Here is an 18,681-nt window from a genome sequence, read left to right as displayed (position 1 = left end):
CCTAATCATTGTCGCTGTCTGAGAAGACGGCGACATATTTTTTTAGATGTCGGTTTCGGGTATGATAGTAATGGAGGCGATACGATGAAACAAGAGATGACGATTACGACAGCATATGGAACGATTGCAGGAACTTTTCTTTCCCATGAGGAGCCCCGGGCGACAATCGTCATGTTGAGCGGAAGTGGGCCGAGTGACCGTGACGGCAATATGGGTGGTGTCGGTTTTAATACGTATGCCAAGTTGGCAGAAGCGTTGTACGACCGCGGATACAACGTGTTCCGATATGACAAACAAGGGATTGGCAAGTCCGATGGGGACTTCAATAAAGTCGGTTTACATGATTTGATTAACGATGCGATTCTTGTCGTGCGCACCATTCGACAACTGGCCGATGTGAATCGCTTATATCTACTTGGTCATAGTGAAGGGGCCGTTCTTGCTCCTGCCGTTCAACTTGAGACGAAGGCTGATGGACTGATTTTACTTTCCGGTTTCCATGAATCGTCCAAGCGGATGTTCTTATACCAAGCAGATGCACTCGCTAAAGACATCGAACATGTGAAAGGGATAAAAGGTCTCTTCTACCGGTTGACGGGCGTTGCCAAAAAAGTTAGGCAGCGACAGGACGATTTGTTAGAGCGTTCTTTACGGACGAACGTCTCGTCTTTCAAATATCGAGGTCAAGTCGTAAATGCGAAATGGATTCGTGAACATGCATCCTATGACGTCCGGGAACGATTGGAGCATGTGACCGTCCCGGTTCTTGCGATTACCGGGGGGCGTGATGTGCAAGTCCCACCAGAGCACGTCCATATGATTCAAACAAAAGGTGAGGTCACCTCGTCAATCATCGAAGATATGAATCATCTGCTCGTGACACGGGAGTCACCCCATTCGCTTCTCATGCTGCACAAAGAGTATCGTGAAGCAATCGATGCGCCGATTCATCCAAAACTCGTTCAAGAATTGGATGAATGGTTAAAAAAACAGTCATAAACTCGAAAAACGGTCATTTATTGACCGTTTTTTATGTTATAATTGTGACAAATTGAATGAAAATGAATGTTTTTGAATGATTTTAGTTGTTTTTATAATGAAAACGCTTTATATTAGACGTATGGAGGGAACAAGATGTTAACGAAACAACGACATCAGTTGATTTTGCAACGCTTATCTGAACAGAAGGTCGTCAAATTAAAAGAATTGGTTGATTTGACGGATTCATCCGAGTCGACGATTCGTCGAGATTTGACGGACCTCGAAGCGGAAGGGTATCTGGCAAGGGTTCACGGAGGCGCAACACTCATTGCGACTCCAGATGAGGAACCGACATTCGAAGAAAAGCGAGACCGGTTCGTAGATGAAAAAGTTGCGATTGCACGGAAGGCCGCAACGTTCATCGAAGACGGGATGTCGATTTATTTAGATGCCGGTACAACCACTCAGGCGATGGTTCCGTTTTTACAAGGCAAAAAGATTGTCGTCGTCACAAACAGTTTACCGATTGCGAATGAATTATTTGATCTTGATATTAAGACGTTTGTGATTGGCGGAGAATTAAAGCGTTCCACTCAGGCATTGGTTGGGTATAACGCACGGGAGAGCATGATGAATTATCGCGTCGACCTCGCCTTTCTCGGAATGAATGGAATCGACCTTGAAGCGGGTTACACGACCCCGGACCCAGAAGAAGCGCTTGTCAAAAAAACGGCAATCGAATTGGCACAAACCTCGTTCGTACTCGCGGACGCATCGAAGATCGGGAAACGAACGTTCAGCCGAGTCGCGACGTTAGATGCCGCACAGTTGATCACATCAAGCAGTGAGTCAATGAGTTCCATCCAAACAATCACAAAGGTGGTGAATGCGAAATGATTTACACGTTAACACTCAACCCTTCTATTGATTACTACGTAACATTACCTGAAGTACATCTAGGAGAAGTGAACCGAATCGAAGAGACGACGGAGCGCGCAGGCGGTAAAGGAATCAACGTCTCCATCGTTCTTCGGGAATATGCACAAGAGACGAAAGCGCTTGGTTTCATCGGTGGGACGACCGGTGACTTCATTAAAAAGTCACTCGTCGATCACGGTGTACACACCGATTTCGTAGAGGTGAATGGGAACACCCGGATCAACGTCAAGATTCGGGCGAAAGAGGAAACAGAACTGAATGCGAGCGGACCGAATATCACAGAGCGCGAGCTCGAACTGTTGACGGCCAAGTTCGATCAAGTTCAAGAAGGCGATATCGTCGTCCTCGCGGGTAGTATCCCGAGCAACCTACCAGACTCGCTATATCGGACCATTGCTGAATCGATTCGCGAAAAAGGTGCCGACTTTGTCGTCGATACAACGAAAGATGCCATGCTCGAGGTGCTCGCCCTCGAACCACTCATGATCAAACCGAACCACCATGAATTAGGTGAATTGTTTGATACCGAGATTGAAACGTTTGAAGAAGCTCTACCTTATGCCGAACAGCTCGTCAAACGCGGGGCGAAAAACGTCATCATCTCCTTTGCGGGAGACGGGGCACTACTCGTTAACAAGGACGGAGCCGTCACAGCGAACACACCGGTCGGGAAACTTGTGAACTCGGTTGGTGCAGGAGATTCACTCGTCGCCGGATTTGTCGCGAATGTGAAAGGAAAAGGTGAACAAGAAGCATTTCGATACGCGGTCACGACAGGAAGCGCATCTGCTTATACGTTCGGCCTATGTTCAAAACAAGAGATCGATCGCTTGATCGATCAAGTACAACTTACGCCACTTAAACGAATGGAGGAAACAACATGAAAATCACGGACTTGCTCCAACGCGACACGATTCAATTGAATCTACGCGCGAGTTCTAAGCGTGAGGTCATCGAAGAACTTGTCGATGTCCTCGATCGCGCTGGTAAACTATCCGATCGCAACGGTTATCGCGATGCGATTCTAAAACGTGAAAGCGAGAGCACGACCGGCCTCGGAGAAGGGATTGCCATTCCTCACGCGAAAACGAGTGCGGTCAAAACGCCAGCAATCGCATTCGGTCGCTCGGAAGGCGTCGACTACGAAGCGTTAGACGGACAACCGAGCCGCCTCTTCTTCATGATTGCGGCAGGAGAAAACGCGAATAATGAACACCTTGAAACACTCTCTAAACTTTCAGTTTACTTGATGGACCCTGCATTCCAAGAGCGTCTCTATGCAGCCACTTCTGAAAGCGATGTCATCCGTGCCATCGAAGAAAAAGAAGCGGCAGAAGCGAAGCCGGAAGTCGTCAAACAGACGAATGAAGATGCACCGTTCATTTTAGCGGTCACGGCATGCCCGACAGGAATCGCTCATACGTATATGGCAGCAGATAGCTTGAAGCAAAAAGCGGAAGCGATGGGCGTCGATATTAAAGTCGAAACGAACGGATCGACTGGTGTAAAAAATGAATTGACGCGCGCGGATATCGACCGGGCGACAGCGATCATCGTCGCAGCGGACAAGGCTGTTGAAATGGATCGTTTCGCTGGTAAACGAGTCATCGAAGTTCCGGTCGCACAAGGGATTCGGAAACCTGAAGAACTTATCAATCGTGCGGTGAAACAAGATGCGCCGGTATATGAGGCTTCGAAAACATCAGGTGGCGCTTCGAAAGAACAACGTACAGGCGTGTACAAGCACTTGATGAGCGGTGTATCTGCGATGCTTCCACTCGTTGTCGCAGGTGGACTCTTGATTGCCATCAGCTTCTTCTGGGGCATCAACTCTGCTAACCCGGATGACCCGTCTTACAATGAATTTGCTGCACAATTGATGACAATCGGTGGAGCTGCATTCGGCTTCCTCGTTCCGATTCTCGCCGGTTTTATCGCGATGTCGATTGCCGATCGCCCAGGTCTCGCACCAGGTCTTGTGGCAGGGGTACTTGCAAGTCAAGGGAACGCCGGATTCCTCGGTGGTCTCATCGCTGGTTTCTTGGCAGGTTATGTCGTCCTCTTCTTGAAAAAGGCACTTGCGAAGTTGCCAGCTTCACTTGAAGGAATCAAACCGGTCCTCTTATATCCTTTACTTGGATCATTTATCTCAGGTATGGTCATGTTGCTCGTCGTCAATGAACCGATTGCTGCACTTATGACATGGTTGATGGATACGTTGAACAGTATGAGCGGCGCAAACGCTATCCTTTTAGGAGTCATCGTCGGTGGGATGATGGCAGTCGATATGGGTGGTCCGATCAACAAGACAGCATACGTCTTCGGAACGGCAGCACTCACAGCGGGTAACCAAGAAGTCATGGCAGCCGTCATGGCTGGAGGGATGGTACCACCACTCCTCGTCGCACTCGCATCAACTGTCTTCGCTCGTCAAAAGTTCTCGAAACAAGAGCGCGAAGCAGGAAAAACAGCATATATCATGGGAGCTTCGTTCATCACGGAAGCGGCAATCCCATTCGCAGCTGCGGACCCGATTCGCGTTCTTCCATCAGCGATTCTCGGTTCTGCCATCGCAGGAGGATTATCCGCATTCTTCACGATTCAATTACCAGCGCCACACGGAGGAATCTTCGTCTTCCCACTTCTTGAAGGAGCTGGAAACGTCGCGGTGAGTATGGGCCTCTATGCACTCGCCATCTTGGCAGGTGCGGTGGTCGGAGCATTGCTCCTCTCGTTCTTGAAAAAACCGTTAACAACTTCTACACCAGTCCAATCTAAAGAAGTTGCATAACGTGATAAAAGACGTCGCCTTTATCTAAAGGTGACGTCTTTTTTGTTGTGGATGTCCGTTCAATTTTCACATAATCTCGGATTGCAAGTTGGGGATTTGTGGTAAACTATTTGTAAAGCTTCGGGTGAGGAGGGGGTCACATTGGACATTCGGGTCGCCAAACCAGATGATGTGTATGGGATTGCGAGAGTGCGTGTGAACGGGTGGCGTACGACCTATCGGGGGATCGTACCGACCGAGTATTTGCTAAAAGTATCATCCGGCTCCATCGAATGGGCGGAATGCTTGCGGACCGCCCTTCGTCGGCAAGAAGTAGCCGGCTTTGTGGCGATTGTCGAGGACGAAATCGTGGGCTTCGTTCTTTACGGAGAAGAGCGGACAGGAGAGTATCCAGACCACACGAATGAAGTGTATGCCATTTATATTTTAGAGAATCATCAAGGGAACGGAATCGGGTCCGCTCTCCTTGAACATGCCGTGCAATCGATGTGTGAGGCAGGACTCTTGATCTGGGCACTTGAGATGAATCCGTTTCGTACTTTTTATGAGCGAAAACAAGGGCAGGTCATCGACCAGAAAGATCGAGAGTTTGGTGAATTGATGCTTCGAGAAGTGGCGTATGGATGGGAAACGACCCGTCATGACTCCATCATGGGAGCCTGAGCTTTAAGACTGTAGAATGTTCTACGGTCTTTTTTTGTTGAGTGAAATGGATGCTAAATCAAAAGGGACCCTCTACTATTCGATGGCCAATCTACATGGTTATGAACGTCCAGATCAGTATGAAGCGTATCTGTTAAAGGCGATTGCAGAGTACCCAGAATTCCCTCGTGACCACCTTGATCTTGGACGGTACTATATCTCAAACGAGAATACCGAAAAGGGAAAGCTGTATATAAGAGAAGGGTTACTTAGAGTAAAAGAGTGTTTCACCGAAAGACAACCTTCAGACTTTGAAATGTCTTTGTATACGTTTATCGATGAAGAGATCGGTGGACTTTATATGTTTGAGGAGACTTACAAAGAATACGAAAAAATGTCCCATTGAATCAAAATGGAATACTGTTGTTCAATCAAACAATCTCTTCTATACTGAATTGAACAAAAAATTCCAAATGAAGGGTTGGGAGACATTGAAGCACCGAAAAATTTGTATCAAGTTAAGTGGAGCCGCTCTAGCCGGTGATGGAACGAATAATTTTGACGAAATGAGTCTCAGCCTGATAGCTGAAGAAATATTGTCACTCCCAAAAAGCGGGGTTGAAGTATGTATCATGGTCGGCGGGGGAAATCTTTTTCGCGGGAATCAAGCAGAAGTGTGGGGGATCAATCGAGTGGAGGCTGACAGTATCGGGACGCTCGGGACGGTCATGAATTCATTGATGCTACGTGGAATCTTGAAACGAGATACGACTCGAGAAGTGCGCGTCATGACATCGATTCCAATGCCGAGCGTAGCCGAACCGTACATTCAACTTCGAGCCATCAATCATTTGAAAAAAGGATATATCGTCATTTTTGCAGGCGGTAACGGTCAACCGTTCGTCTCTTCAGACTATCCTGCTGTTCAGCGTGCCATCGAAGTGGGATGTGATGCCTTGTTCGTGGCAAAGAACGGTGTCTCCGGCGTATATGACCGCGATCCTCGTTTGGATTCGGACGCTCGTCAATTTGAAACCCTTCACTATAACGATGTCATTTCGAATGATTTGAAAGTGATGGATCAATCGGCATTGCTTCTCGCGAGAGATCACGGTTTGCCGATTCACTTGTTCGACTTCAAGGAGCGGAACGCCATTCATCGTATTCTCGAAGGAGAGAGCATTGGAACGATGATTCATCACCATGAAACGCAGCTCTTGCAGAATTGAGGAGACAGCATGTATGAAGTAACAGATGGTCACGTCATTGGGAAAAACGGAATAGCCGTCCCGTATTCGTACCTGCAGCCTGATTCGTCATCCGACACACTCGTGATTTTGTTGCCCGGATACGGATATACAAATGATTCTCCAATGTTTCGCTATACGACTGGATTGTGCATAGAGAATGGGTTGAACGTTCTCGAAGTCAACTATAACTATCGCGACGAGCGGTACGATTCAGTCGATGTAAATAAGGCAATTGTTGATGATGTTCGACTCGTCATCGATCAAATCCTACATACTGATTCCGTTCAACAATACATCATCGTCGGAAAATCGCTCGGTACGGTTGCGATGGCAAGTGAACTCACCCGAAACGTGTTTCATGATGCCAAACTCGTTTGGTTGACACCTTTGTTGAAACAAGACGACATATATGAATCGATCCAGTCTCATAAAGGACAACAGATGATTCTCATAGGAACGGCGGACCAACATTATGTAGATGAGAGAATGAAGCGTCTTGAACATCTGGCCTTGACCGAACTCGAGATTGTCAAGGAGATGAATCATAGCCTCGAGTACACAGGAGAGACATACCGGTCACTACGGTTACTTGAAACACTTCTCAAGCGAGTGGAGCAATTTATCATGTCCTCATAGGTCGTGAACCGGAGGAGAGTTGCGCGATCAAATGAAAGGGAGGAGTCGACTTGAAATTTACCACTGAGCGTTTAGAAATCAGACCATTTATGGAGAAAGACTTGCATGCTACATTCGAAATGTATACAAAACCAGAAGTATGCAGATATCTTTTGCATGAGCCATGGACGTCTGAAAACAGGAAGAAAGAATTTGATAAAAAACTAACAAATTCTATTCTTACCGAGACTAGTACGTTGAATTTAGCAGTCGTACATCAAGATGAAGTGATTGGGGATCTCACAGTTTGGTACACGGGTATGAAAGATACGGTAGAGATTGGGTATTGTTTTTCTGATTCACATTCAGGAAAAGGATATGCGACGGAGGCAGTGAGCGGATTGCTAGGGGAGTTGTTCACAAAGCTCAATCTACATAGGGTACAAGCTAATCTCGACGCCAGAAATGTAGCTTCCCAGAAATTATGCGAACGGGTTGGAATGAGAAAAGAAGCTCATTTCTTGAGAGACTATTGGAATAAGAATGAATGGACCGATAGCATGGTGTACGCGATATTGCACGAGGAGTTTATAAGACAATAAACGAAATAAGTGAATAGAAAAGGAGATGATGCGCGTCATCTCCTTTAATTTACAATTTTTCAATAACCGTTTTCGGGTCGACACGTTCTGTATAGTCAGCAGGCACATCACTGAACGAAATCGTTCCATCAGATTGGATGATGAACGTGGCCGGTTTCGGCAACTGCCAATCTTCGTTCCCGTTATGTGCATCGACATTTAGTCCAGATGCTTTATAAATATCAATCAAGTAATCTGGCATGTCAAAGACGAGGTCGAATTGACGTGCGACAATATTATCAACATCACTCAATACATAAAAATCAAGTTCATTCTTTTCTTTCGTCGAAAGGGAATAATCCGGCGTTTCCGGACTGATCGCGACAAGAGTCGCGCCTTTTTCTTGAATCGTTGCCAATTCGCGCAGGTAAGCGCGGAGCTCGAGGTTACAGTATGGGCACCATCCATCTCGGTAAAATGTGACGATGACTGGTCCATTTTCAAGGAGCGTTTTCAAATTGACGGTTGTCCCGTCCGCGTGAGGCAATTCAAACGACGGCGCTTGATCTACAACTGTTAACCCTGTTGCGATGCCTGAATCTTTCAATTCTTGAGTCGCCTGAGCCATCAATCGTTGCTTCTCGGCAGGTGCATTTTGTTTGAACTGATCTTTATAGGATTTGATTTCTTCCAATAATGAATTCATCATGTGACTCCCTCTTCCGATTTGGTAACTCAAATTTTAACTAAATACGAATAGTATGATTTGTTCAATCGAACACAACGGTGAAACTCCATTTCAGTTTCCGAAAAATAATTTTCGAATAATTCAATCAATTCTTCAGATTTAATGATTTTTGACCGATATGATGAATAACCCAAGGGGGATTCGACTCATCGAACTCGCTTGAACATTTTATTCGGGTTAGGAGATGTTTTATGAAACAGAAGCGCACCATTAGTATCAAGCAAAAATTGATTGTCTTATCCGTTCTATTATTACTTATTCCAGCCACATTGATTGGAATCGTCGCCTATTCGCAGGCGAAAGGTAAAATCGAATCTCAAATGATCCAGTCCGCCAATTCGGGGGTAGACCGGATGAACAACGAGGTCACAAACCTCATCGAACCGATTCAAACGGACATCTCATTTTTTGCGAATCGGATTGATAGTTCCATTTATGAAGAGGGAGAAGCGAATCAAGCGTTAGCAGAGAAGTTTACCGAGTATTTGGAGACACATCCAAAAGTGACGAACATCTACTTTGCTTCAACGGAAGGCGCGATGACGATCTATCCTGAACAGGAATTGCCAGAAGGATATGACCCACGAACTCGTCCATGGTATGAAGCGGCTGAAGCAAGTGGACAAGATGTTGCCATCACGAATCCGTACGTCGATGCCGCCTCTCAAAAAATGATGATCACGGTTTCGAAGAAGACTTCAGACGGTAGTGGTGTGGTCGCCGTTGACGTCGATGTGAACGATATCGCTGAAGTGGCATCCACAATTCAAATCGGGAAAGAAGGATACGTTGCCATCTTCGACCAGGCAGAACAAGTCGTCATTCATCCGTCGACGGCTGTCGGTGAAAAGATTGATGAATCTTGGACAGATTCGCTCTTTTCCAAGGAAGAAGGGACTCTGTCTGTATCGGAGAATGGGGAAGGCGTGGAGAAAGCATTCGTGACGAACCCAATCACCGGATGGAAAATTGCCGGAACGTTATATGACGGTGAGATTCAAGACGAGACAGTCGGGATTCTTTGGACAACTGGATTCGTCATCATCGGGATGTTCGGGATTGCAGCCATTCTTCTCTACTTTGTCCTCCGTTCCATCTTACGTCCGTTGCGTTTATTGACAGAGGGAGCAGAACGGATCAAATCAGGTGATTTAACAGAGCCAATCACCGTCTTATCGAACGACGAAATCGGGCGTGTTTCAGAGAGTTTTAACGAAATGAGCGATTCACTTCGTATGGTATTACTCCGTCTCGATGATTCAATCAGTCAAGTGGCCGCATCGTCACAAGAATTGATGGCCAATTCGGCTCACAATACGGCCTCGTCGGAACAGATTGCCCGTGCAGTTGATCAAATGGCAGTCAGCGCCGATGGCTCGAAGCGACAACTCGACGACAATGCGACATCGCTCCAAGCGATCACATCGGGCATCATGCGAATCTCAGAGAGTTCAATGGACGTTTCTGAACTTTCACGCGAAACCTCGAATGAGGCGGAAGACGGTTCGACGACCGTGAAAGAGAACGTGAAGCAGATGCAGGCGATCGATGCGTCTGTCGTGACATTCGAGGGTGTCATTCACTCATTGGCACGTCGCTCAAACGAGATTGGAGAAATCGTCACGGTCATCAATGGAATCGCTGAACAGACGAACCTGTTAGCCTTGAACGCTGCCATTGAAGCAGCACGTGCGGGTGAGAACGGCAAAGGATTCGCGGTCGTTGCGAGCGAGGTGCGTAAACTAGCAGAACAGTCACAACAGTCGACGAAACAAATTGCGGCGTTGATTGATCGAATCAAGCATGAGACGGAACAGTCTGTACAGTTGATGCAGGAAGTATCTACTCATACGAAAGCAGGGTTGGCGTCATCTGAGATGACAGCAGACCGATTCGAGAAAATCAAGGAGCGGACAGTGGCGATGACGCCACGGATTGAAGACGTGACCGCAACCGTCGAGGAGATTGCAGCAAACGTTCAGGAAGTGGCAGCGACGGCATCACAAATCGCCGACATCGCCGATGAGAATTCGAGCGTCTCGAAGCAAGTGGCGGCAACGACCGATAATCAATTGAAATCGATTGAAGAAGTATCGCAGTCAGCAAAAGCACTCGCGACCATGGCCGAGGAGTTACAAGACCTCGTCTCGCGGTTCAAACTGTAAAATGAAAAAGAAGCAGAGCGCCGAGCTCTGCTTCTTTCGTTATAAAATCGGACTGAGGAGTCGTGAGACACCCTCCCGAGCACGTACTGTCCATTTCCGCTTTTCATAGTCTTCCATCGTATACGTGCGACTGACCGCCGTATCGGTCTCGAATAAAGAAACGAGTTCGAGTGCGACCCGCTCATCATAGATAAGTGCGTTCACTTCAAAATTGAGACGGAAGCTTCGAGCGTCCAAGTTCGTCGTCCCGACGGTCGCAATCTCATCATCGACGACGAGCGTCTTCGCGTGGAGAAACCCTTCATCATACAGATAGACGTTTGCCCCGTAGTCGAGGAGTTCCCCAAGGAACGAGAGGGACGCCCACATGACGAATGGATGGTCCGGTTTTCCAGGGATCATGATGTCCATCTGGACGCCAGAATGGAGGGCCATTTTGCAAGCGTCCATAAAGCTTGTGTCTGGAATGAAATAAGGCGTTTGAATGACGACCCGTCGCTTGGCAGACATGATCATCTTGATCATCATATTCTTCAAATGTTCCGTATCCGAGTTTGGACCACTCGTGACGATTTGCATCGGAGAATTTTCTTTAATGTCATGTCGCGCAAAGCAGAAGGCATTTTCAGGATCATGTTTACGGTGACCAGAATAATTCCAGTCCAATATGAATCGGTGTTGTAGATTGTAGACGACATCTCCTTCGACACGCAGGTGCGTGTCACGCCAATAGCCAAATTTTTCGACTAAACCTAAATACTCGGTACCGACATTGAATCCACCGACATAGCCGATTTTCCCATCGATGATGACGACCTTTCGGTGATTTCGGTTGTTCAACTTGAAGTTGATGATCCCGAGTGTCGGTGGGAAGAAGACACGCACCTCGCCATCGTTCGCAATCAACTCTTTAAAGTCCGAGTTCCGAAGACTACGTGAGCCGACCGCATCGTAGAGGAGTCGAACTTTGACACCGGCTTTCGCACGCTCGATCAACTCTTTCAACAGTGCCTGACCGAGAGCGTCACGCTGGATGATGTAATATTGAATATTGATCTCCGTCTCGGCCGAGCGAATGTCATCCATCAGCGCTTTGAACTTTTGTTCGCCGTCGTGCAAGATGAGGGAACGGTTATGTACACTGATCAACGATTTAGAAGATCGTAAGTTCATTTGAAGCAGTTGGTCATACTTTTCAAACAGCGGCTGCGCAAGCTGGGTTTGGCGCGTATGAATTTGTTCAAGTTGCGCTTCGACTTGAAGCGAATGGAAGGAACGTTCTTCTACACTTAAATTATAGAAGTTATCCTTTTTAAGTTGTCGCCCTAGGAAGAGATAGACGATAAAGCCGAGCACTGGTAAGAAAAACAGGACAAGAAGCCAGGCCCAGGTCGCGCCAACATCACGTCTTTCGGCGAAGATGACGGCGAGTGCGAACAACATGTTTAACCCGAGGACGATATAAAGTCCCCAACTGAAAATCATAGACCAATCCAACGACATACACCCCTTTATAATCGATTCATAGCTTAATCATACATCAAATGAGGGAATAGGATGCTATCAAATGAAATAGGGGGAGAAGATGATGAACATGGAAGTCGTATGGAAGAAAGGGATGGCGTTTGAAACACATACGCCATCAGGACACACGGTGATCCTTGATGCGGCGGATGATGTCGGTGGGCTCGATACAGGACCTCGTCCGACAGAAATGTTGCTTCACGCGACCGCATCCTGCACAGGAATCGATATCGTGTCGATTCTGCATAAGATGCGCCAGCCAATTGAAGCATTCGAAATGAAAATCGATGGGGTGCGGGCGACCGATCACCCGAAACGCTTTACAGCCATTCACATCTTGTATATCCTGAAAGGCGAGTTATCGGAAGAACGAGTTCGGCGTGCCATCGAATTGTCCGTTGAGCGTTATTGTTCTGTATCGCATAGCCTCAATGCGACGTTGACGTATAGTTATCAATTGAACGATGGAGACGTCACTCCATTTGATTTTGGCGAGTGAGCAAGATGGTTGAAAGGCATGCGGTTCTCCGTTATATTTGTATTTCAAATACTGTATAACTAAAGGAGGACGTTATGATTCGACTCGCGACGAAGCGCGATGCCCAACACATCGCGAACCTAATCGAACAACGAGCCGTAGCGCTAAATGAACAAGGAAGCGACCAATGGACCGAATATTTGGAACAGGACCTCGTAAAGCGTGTGCGCACTGACATTGTAGAAGGCAGTGTATATGTCTTTGAAGATGGCGAACAAATTTTAGCTTCAATCGCATTGTTACCTCCAGATGAGTGGGATGATAACTTATGGGATGACAGTGAGCGAGGGCAATATATCCATCGAATCGTCGTCAGCGAAAAGCTAAAAGGGCAAGGCGTCGGACAGCAGCTCATGGAGCATGTCTTAGAGGAAGCCGATGAAGATGAACCAATTCGTCTTGATTGTGTCGCTGACAATGAATTTCTAAATGATTATTATCCACGTTTCGGTTTCGTCTTTGTCGATTCACGAAACGGGTACAATACGTTCGAATACAGATTGGATGAGAGCATGAGTGCATAAGGGTCATTTGACCCTTTTTTTGTTATACTATCAACAGCGAAAAGGAGGGGTTTTATATGACTAAAACCATTTTGGTGGGATTCGGATTCTCGGCGAACACGTTCCATCTACCGTTTTTAAAGGTCATTGACTCATTTGAAGTGAGTGGCGTCGTGTCATCACGTCCGGACGAAGTGCATGCTGAATTACCTGGTGTCACGGTATATGCGACATTAGACGAGGCGCTTCAATCGGATGCTTCTCTCTATGTCATTACGACACCATCGCATTTACATAAAGAGATGATCGTCGCATGTCTTGAGGCAGGAAAAGATGTGCTCGTCGAAAAACCCGCATTCCTGACAACGGAAGAAGGATATGAGTTGATGGAACTTGAAGCGAAATCGAAGGGCATCGTCAACGTTTATCAGAATCGTCGTTATGATGGAGACTTCTTGACGGTTAAGTCGTTACTTGATTCGAACGAGTTAGGAGACTGGAAGGTCGTTGAATCTCGATTTGATCGTTTCCGTCCGAATGTACGTGACCGGTGGCGTGAAAATGGAGGACCAGGTTCCGGTATTTTATTCGACTTAGGAAGTCATCTGATTGACCAGACTCTAGCCTTGTTTGGAAAGCCAGATCGTATTCAAGCAGATGTGATGATTCAACGAGATGGTGGCCAATCCGATGATGGGTTTCATCTGACATTCTATTACGGTGAGAAGCGAGTATACCTTCGTTCGAACCCATTCATCGCCGGAGAAACACCTCGGTTTGAAGTGCATGGTACGCAAGGAAGTTTCTTGAAATATGGACTTGATCCTCAAGAAGATGCTCTGAAGCAAGGAAAGTTAGAAAGTGACCTTATAGAGACTGGCGTATTATCCAATGAAGAGGTTTCGTCCATTCAAATCGAGAAAGGTAGTTATTTGGCGTATTATCAACAGTTAGCTTATAGTTATGAGGTACGGCAACCCGTCGTTTCATTAAAAGATGCAACATTGACAACCTACTTGATTGAACTTGCTCGTCAATCCAGTGATTCGGGTAGAGTCATTTCAGTAAATTGACATGGATTTGTATGGAATCGCTAATTTCGACAATCAAATTCACAATTGATAAGAACGTGCGATGATTTCTTTGTGAACCGATTGATGCTTTTGAATTGTAAGGATAATCCCACGTGTGAAAATGAAAAATCGATGCCGCCGAACATTTTGTTCGAACGTGCATCGATTTTTTGATTAGGCTGCATCTTCTTCTGTCGATTCGACTTTTTCCGTATGACGGACAATCGGGAAATTTTTGAACAAACGACTTCCGATCAAGCCAAAACCGATTCCGAGGATGAACAGTACAACGGCTGTGAAGGTGACTGTTTGCCAATCGTTGAAACCATACATGACAAGAAGTCCCGGAATCCCGGCTGCCGAACCCGGTGCATCGTTGATCATACCGGTCATGGCGACAATCAACCCGGCGATGGCTCCACCGACAAAGTTGACACTGTAAATTGGAATTGGGTTAGCGGAAATGAGGTCAGCTTGCGTCAACGGTTCGATGGCGACAGAAAGCTGATCTTTCTTTGTTCCGATTTTCAATTGACGGAATAACAAGTAATTCATTGAAATGGACGCAGTCAACGCAAGCGCGGCAATTGCCATCGGTACACCTGTCAAACCAAGCATCGCCGTCAAGGCCATCGAACTGAGAGGCGACGTCGATACGACCGTGACGATCCCTCCTAAGACGAGACCCATGACAACCGGATTTTGTGTTGCTGCCAGTTCGATGACAGCTCCAATCTGTTCAAGTGTGTTTGTCACGAGTGGGTCTACCCCTGTCGCGACGAGACGGGCGAGCGGTGCCATTACGATGACGTAAAAAATCATATCGACGCCGGTCGGCAGATAGCGATTGATTCGAGTGCCAGCCAAAGCCAAAAGATATCCTGCAAAAAAGCCAGGAAGGATTCCGAATCCCGATACAGACAACCCGATCATCAAACTATAGACGGGGTTGATTCCAAGTGCGATGGCGACAAGAGCCGCAGCGGCAGGACCTGACAAAGCGCCAGCCGCTTGACCTACTTCTTCATAAAGAGGAAGTGGCAGCAATCCGCCGATTGCATACGCGTTGAACGCTTCGACGAGGAAACTCGCGATTGCAGCACCGGCCAATGCTCCCATCGCCTTCATTCCAAAAGGCGCCTTATAACTAAATAATGTGAACAAGGCGAGGATGAGCAGTAAAAGTGCGATTCCTTGAATAATGACCATAAACTCTTCCTTCTTTCTATCTCTATTTATTCATAATTTATTCTATATTCATGCATAGAAAGACTTCTGTAAAGCCATATTCAAAAGAAAAATTAAAATTGAACAATGATACCGATTACAATTAGAAATTCCAAATCAAGAAAGCGTTTTCTTCAAAAAATGACATCAATTCTACAAGTTTGCACGTGTCGAGCCGCATGAGATTGGGAACAGATAGGGGAAAGACTTTTCAAAAAGTATTGGTCGAGGAGGATGAATTATGCAGAAGGAAGACAGACCGTGGCATGCGCTCGAAGTAGATGAGGTGCGAACCCATGTGGAGACTGATCTTGAATCAGGTCTTACAACAGAAAGTGTCACAAGTCGTCAAGACGAATTCGGCAAAAACGTATTGCCGGAGAAAGAGAAAACCCCTGAAATTATAAAATTTCTAAGACAATTCAATGATGTTCTCGTGTACGTCTTGTTAGCGGCTGCCGTCGTCACAGGATTCTTAGGGGAGTACATCGATACGATCGTCATCGTTTTAGTCGTCACGATTATCGGCGTCGTCGGATATCTTCAAGAGAATAAGGCCGAAGAGGCGCTAGAAGGAATCAAAAAATTGTTAGAAACAAAGGCGACCGTCGTTCGAAACGGCAAGCAATCCGAAATCGACTCGAGTGACCTGGTCGTCGGGGATGTGCTTGTGCTTGCTGCCGGTGATAAAGTGCCGGCCGATGCCCGTGTCGTGCAAGCCGAAAAGTTTAAGGTCGAGGAATCGGCCTTAACGGGAGAGGCGACGACTGTCGAGAAAAAATCAGACGTCGTGAAAGAAGAATCGGTGTTGGCCGACCGGAAAAACATGGTGTACTCAGGAACGAGTGTCGCGACGGGAAGTGCAAAAGCTATCGTGACAGCCATCGGTGAAGGGACGGAGCTCGGCCAAATCAACGCTTCAATCTCAGAAGTGCAGACCGTTAAAACTCCTCTGATTCGACAGACGACCAAGTTTGGTCAAACGGTGTCCATCGCCATCTTGATCATCTCCGTCGTGATTTATGCGTTCGGCTACTTTTTACGGGATTATGAGCCGGTCGAATTGATGCTGACGACAATCGGTCTTGCCGTTGCGGCAATTCCTGAAGGATTGCCTGCCGTCATCTCCATCATTTTGGCGCTCGGTGTACGAAATATGGCCGAACAAAAAGCGATTGTGCGAAGTCTACCATCTGTCGAAACGCTTGGTGCTGTATCTGTCATTTGTACGGATAAAACAGGTACATTGACAAAGAATGAGATGACCGTCAAACAAATCGTGACAGCGAACCATGATATCGAAGTCTCGGGTAGCGGATATGCTCCGAATGGAGATCTCGAATTGAATGGTCAACCGTTTGACTTGGACGATGACGAGTCGATGATCGACCTGTTAACCGTTGGGAAAACATGTAACGATGCGCAGTTGAATGAAGAAGACGGGGACTGGGTCATTAACGGTGATCCAACCGAGGCTTGTCTGTTGACCGTCGCTGAGAAGGCTGAGCGCCCGATCGAACGTTTAAAAGTCATTTCGAAGATCCCGTTCGATTCTGAATATAAATACATGGCGACGCTCGTCGATTACAAAGGAGAGCGAATGATTTTCGTCAAAGGTGCCCCGGACCGACTCTTTGATATGGCATCGTCTGAAGACTTTAAACAAGACTATTGGGATGAAAAACGAAAAGAGATCGCAGACCGCGGTCAACGCGTTCTCGGTGCAGGCTTGAAACGTGTCGACAGTTCAAAAGCGTCAATCGACCATGAAGATGTTGAAGATGGTCTAACTTTCCTCGGATTGTTCGGAATCGTCGATCCACCTCGACAAGAAGCCATCGATGCGGTCGCCGCGTGTCGTGATGCTGGGATTCGAATTAAAATGATCACGGGAGACCATAAAGATACCGCTGTCGCGATTGCAAAAGAACTGGGCATGGAAGTGGAAGGCGCCCTCGAAGGTCGTGAATTGACAGATATGACAGATGAAGAAATCAAAGAGGCTTCCGTTCATAACGATGTATTCGCACGGACCAGCCCTAACGACAAGCTTCGTCTCGTCAAAGGATTGCAAGAGAACGGTCTGATTACATCGATGACAGGAGATGGTGTGAACGACGCACCTGCCTTAAAACGTGCTGACATTGGTGTGGCAATGGGGATTAAAGGGACGGAAGTAGCGAAAGAAGCATCTCAGATGGTTCTTGTCGATGACAACTTCAAAACGATCTATAACGCCGTACGAGAAGGACGACGGGTGTACGATAACCTGAAGAAAACCATTCTCTTCTTGCTTCCGACAAACGGAGGTCAAGCGTTGCTTGTGGCAATGAGTATCTTGCTCGGAGCGGCTGCACCGCTCAGTCCTGTGCAGATTTTATGGGTCAACATGGTTGTCGCGATTACTCTCTCTTTAGCAATCGCTTTCGAACCACTCGAAGAGAGTACGATGAAACGACCGCCACGTCCGGCCAATGTGCCGCTACTCAGCCGATACTATATTTTCCGCGTCACCTTCGTTTCAATTATTATCGGGGGCGGTAGTTTATGGATCAACTATATGCTCGGAGATTTCGACTACTCGACCGAGAAATTACAAACGATTACCTTGAATGCCATCGTCATGGCCCAGCTCTTCCACTTGTACAACTGCCGTACGGAGTTGGCACCTGCATTCAACCGACATTTCTTTGACAATAAGATTGCGTTTCTCGTATCGGCCTTACTCATTGCCCTACAATTGTTCATCACGTACGTACCGTTTATGCACACGTTATTCGGTACCGCTCCATTAACGTGGGAAGATTGGATTTATCCAGTGGCATTTGGTGCCGTCGTCTTTATCATTGTTGAAATTGAGAAGGCGATCTCCAGACGTGTCATCGGCAACCGGAATATACACTGATACGTTTCATTCATGTGAAAAAAGGTTAAACAAGTGGAGTAAACATGAAGGAGGGATACGATGAAGCGTGACGAATCACAACCAGGGGTTCACCCGGATCCGCTACCGGATGATGAATCGAACCCGGCGAAAAAACCGGCTCCGACACAGCATCCTGACCCTGATCCAGAGGAAGAATCGAACGAATAAAGCGTGTAAC

The 18,681-nt window shown here is 46.9% G+C and carries 18 protein-coding genes; 15 read left to right on the top strand and 3 right to left on the bottom strand.

Annotated features, from left to right (window positions below; all coding sequences use genetic code 11):
• Positions 1 to 84: 84 nt before the first annotated feature.
• From IRJ25_RS06965 to IRJ25_RS06925, 9 genes are all read left to right on the top strand, one after another.
• A complete protein-coding gene (locus IRJ25_RS06965) occupies positions 85 to 999 on the top strand; it encodes an alpha/beta hydrolase (RefSeq protein WP_269318003.1) in 915 nt (304 codons plus the stop codon).
• A 135-nt stretch (positions 1,000 to 1,134) separates the two neighbouring features.
• Positions 1,135 to 1,878, top strand: a complete 744-nt coding sequence (locus IRJ25_RS06960; RefSeq protein WP_214734776.1) for a DeoR/GlpR family DNA-binding transcription regulator — start codon at positions 1,135 to 1,137, stop codon at positions 1,876 to 1,878.
• Positions 1,875 to 2,804 carry a 1-phosphofructokinase gene (gene pfkB, locus IRJ25_RS06955; RefSeq protein ID WP_269318001.1) on the top strand — a complete coding sequence of 310 codons (930 nt, stop codon included), beginning with the start codon at positions 1,875 to 1,877 and terminating at the stop codon, positions 2,802 to 2,804. The genes IRJ25_RS06960 and pfkB overlap by 4 nt, the downstream gene beginning before the upstream one ends.
• Positions 2,801 to 4,711: a PTS fructose transporter subunit IIABC gene (locus IRJ25_RS06950; protein WP_214783216.1), complete on the top strand. Its 1,911-nt coding sequence runs from the start codon at positions 2,801 to 2,803 to the stop codon at positions 4,709 to 4,711. Before pfkB ends, IRJ25_RS06950 begins: the two co-directional genes overlap by 4 nt.
• A 141-nt stretch (positions 4,712 to 4,852) precedes the next feature.
• Complete coding sequence (locus IRJ25_RS06945) at positions 4,853 to 5,374, top strand: GNAT family N-acetyltransferase (protein WP_269318000.1); 522 nt, start codon at positions 4,853 to 4,855, stop codon at positions 5,372 to 5,374.
• Positions 5,375 to 5,456: 82 nt separating this feature from the next.
• Positions 5,457 to 5,759, top strand: coding sequence for a hypothetical protein (locus IRJ25_RS06940; RefSeq protein ID WP_269317999.1), 303 nt, complete (start codon positions 5,457 to 5,459; stop codon positions 5,757 to 5,759).
• A 67-nt stretch (positions 5,760 to 5,826) separates the two neighbouring features.
• Positions 5,827 to 6,582 (top strand): UMP kinase, encoded by a 756-nt coding sequence (gene pyrH / locus IRJ25_RS06935; protein ID WP_269317998.1) that lies wholly within the window; start codon positions 5,827 to 5,829, stop codon positions 6,580 to 6,582.
• Between the two features lie 9 nt (positions 6,583 to 6,591).
• Positions 6,592 to 7,239: an alpha/beta family hydrolase gene (locus IRJ25_RS06930; protein ID WP_269317997.1), complete on the top strand. Its 648-nt coding sequence runs from the start codon at positions 6,592 to 6,594 to the stop codon at positions 7,237 to 7,239.
• A gap of 50 nt (positions 7,240 to 7,289) precedes the next feature.
• Positions 7,290 to 7,820 (top strand): GNAT family N-acetyltransferase, encoded by a 531-nt coding sequence (locus tag IRJ25_RS06925; RefSeq protein WP_214783228.1) that lies wholly within the window; start codon positions 7,290 to 7,292, stop codon positions 7,818 to 7,820.
• A 49-nt stretch (positions 7,821 to 7,869) separates the two neighbouring features.
• Here IRJ25_RS06925 and IRJ25_RS06920 read toward each other — a convergent pair whose 3' ends face one another.
• Positions 7,870 to 8,505, bottom strand: coding sequence for a peroxiredoxin-like family protein (locus IRJ25_RS06920; RefSeq protein ID WP_269317996.1), 636 nt, complete (start codon positions 8,503 to 8,505; stop codon positions 7,870 to 7,872).
• 233 nt (positions 8,506 to 8,738) lie between these two features.
• Between IRJ25_RS06920 and IRJ25_RS06915 the strand changes: the two genes are divergently transcribed.
• Positions 8,739 to 10,712 carry a methyl-accepting chemotaxis protein gene (locus IRJ25_RS06915; protein ID WP_269317995.1) on the top strand — a complete coding sequence of 658 codons (1,974 nt, stop codon included), beginning with the start codon at positions 8,739 to 8,741 and terminating at the stop codon, positions 10,710 to 10,712.
• Between the two features lie 39 nt (positions 10,713 to 10,751).
• Here the strand turns inward: IRJ25_RS06915 and cls are convergent, their stop codons facing one another.
• Complete coding sequence (cls, locus tag IRJ25_RS06910; RefSeq protein WP_441316663.1) at positions 10,752 to 12,215, bottom strand: cardiolipin synthase; 1,464 nt, start codon at positions 12,213 to 12,215, stop codon at positions 10,752 to 10,754.
• Between the two features lie 85 nt (positions 12,216 to 12,300).
• On the opposite strand from cls, the gene IRJ25_RS06905 reads away from it, so the two are divergent.
• The 3 genes from IRJ25_RS06905 to IRJ25_RS06895 all read left to right on the top strand — a co-directional run bounded on the left by IRJ25_RS06905 (position 12,301) and on the right by IRJ25_RS06895 (position 14,350).
• Positions 12,301 to 12,735: an OsmC family protein gene (locus tag IRJ25_RS06905; protein WP_441316662.1), complete on the top strand. Its 435-nt coding sequence runs from the start codon at positions 12,301 to 12,303 to the stop codon at positions 12,733 to 12,735.
• Positions 12,736 to 12,809: 74 nt separating this feature from the next.
• A complete protein-coding gene (locus tag IRJ25_RS06900) occupies positions 12,810 to 13,298 on the top strand; it encodes a GNAT family N-acetyltransferase (RefSeq protein ID WP_078146850.1) in 489 nt (162 codons plus the stop codon).
• Positions 13,299 to 13,354: 56 nt separating this feature from the next.
• Positions 13,355 to 14,350, top strand: coding sequence for a Gfo/Idh/MocA family protein (locus IRJ25_RS06895; RefSeq protein ID WP_269317993.1), 996 nt, complete (start codon positions 13,355 to 13,357; stop codon positions 14,348 to 14,350).
• A 174-nt stretch (positions 14,351 to 14,524) separates the two neighbouring features.
• Here IRJ25_RS06895 and IRJ25_RS06890 read toward each other — a convergent pair whose 3' ends face one another.
• Positions 14,525 to 15,559: a PTS sugar transporter subunit IIC gene (locus tag IRJ25_RS06890; RefSeq protein WP_159562249.1), complete on the bottom strand. Its 1,035-nt coding sequence runs from the start codon at positions 15,557 to 15,559 to the stop codon at positions 14,525 to 14,527.
• Positions 15,560 to 15,818: 259 nt separating this feature from the next.
• Here IRJ25_RS06890 and IRJ25_RS06885 point away from each other — a divergent pair, with 259 nt between their 5' ends.
• Together IRJ25_RS06885 and IRJ25_RS06880 are read left to right on the top strand one after the other, a co-directional pair.
• Positions 15,819 to 18,482, top strand: coding sequence for a cation-transporting P-type ATPase (locus tag IRJ25_RS06885; protein ID WP_269317992.1), 2,664 nt, complete (start codon positions 15,819 to 15,821; stop codon positions 18,480 to 18,482).
• Positions 18,483 to 18,542: 60 nt separating this feature from the next.
• The gene (locus tag IRJ25_RS06880) at positions 18,543 to 18,671 is read left to right on the top strand and encodes a hypothetical protein (protein ID WP_256363520.1); all 129 of its coding nucleotides are present in this window, start codon (positions 18,543 to 18,545) and stop codon (positions 18,669 to 18,671) included.
• The last annotated feature ends 10 nt before the right edge of the window (positions 18,672 to 18,681 follow it).

It is taken from the genome of Exiguobacterium sp. KJ 601 (genome assembly GCF_027161185.1).
In the GTDB taxonomy this organism is placed as follows: domain Bacteria; phylum Bacillota; class Bacilli; order Exiguobacteriales; family Exiguobacteriaceae; genus Exiguobacterium; species Exiguobacterium profundum.
The sequence above is the reverse complement of the archived record's forward strand: the minus strand, read 5'-3'. Positions and strand labels throughout refer to the sequence as shown.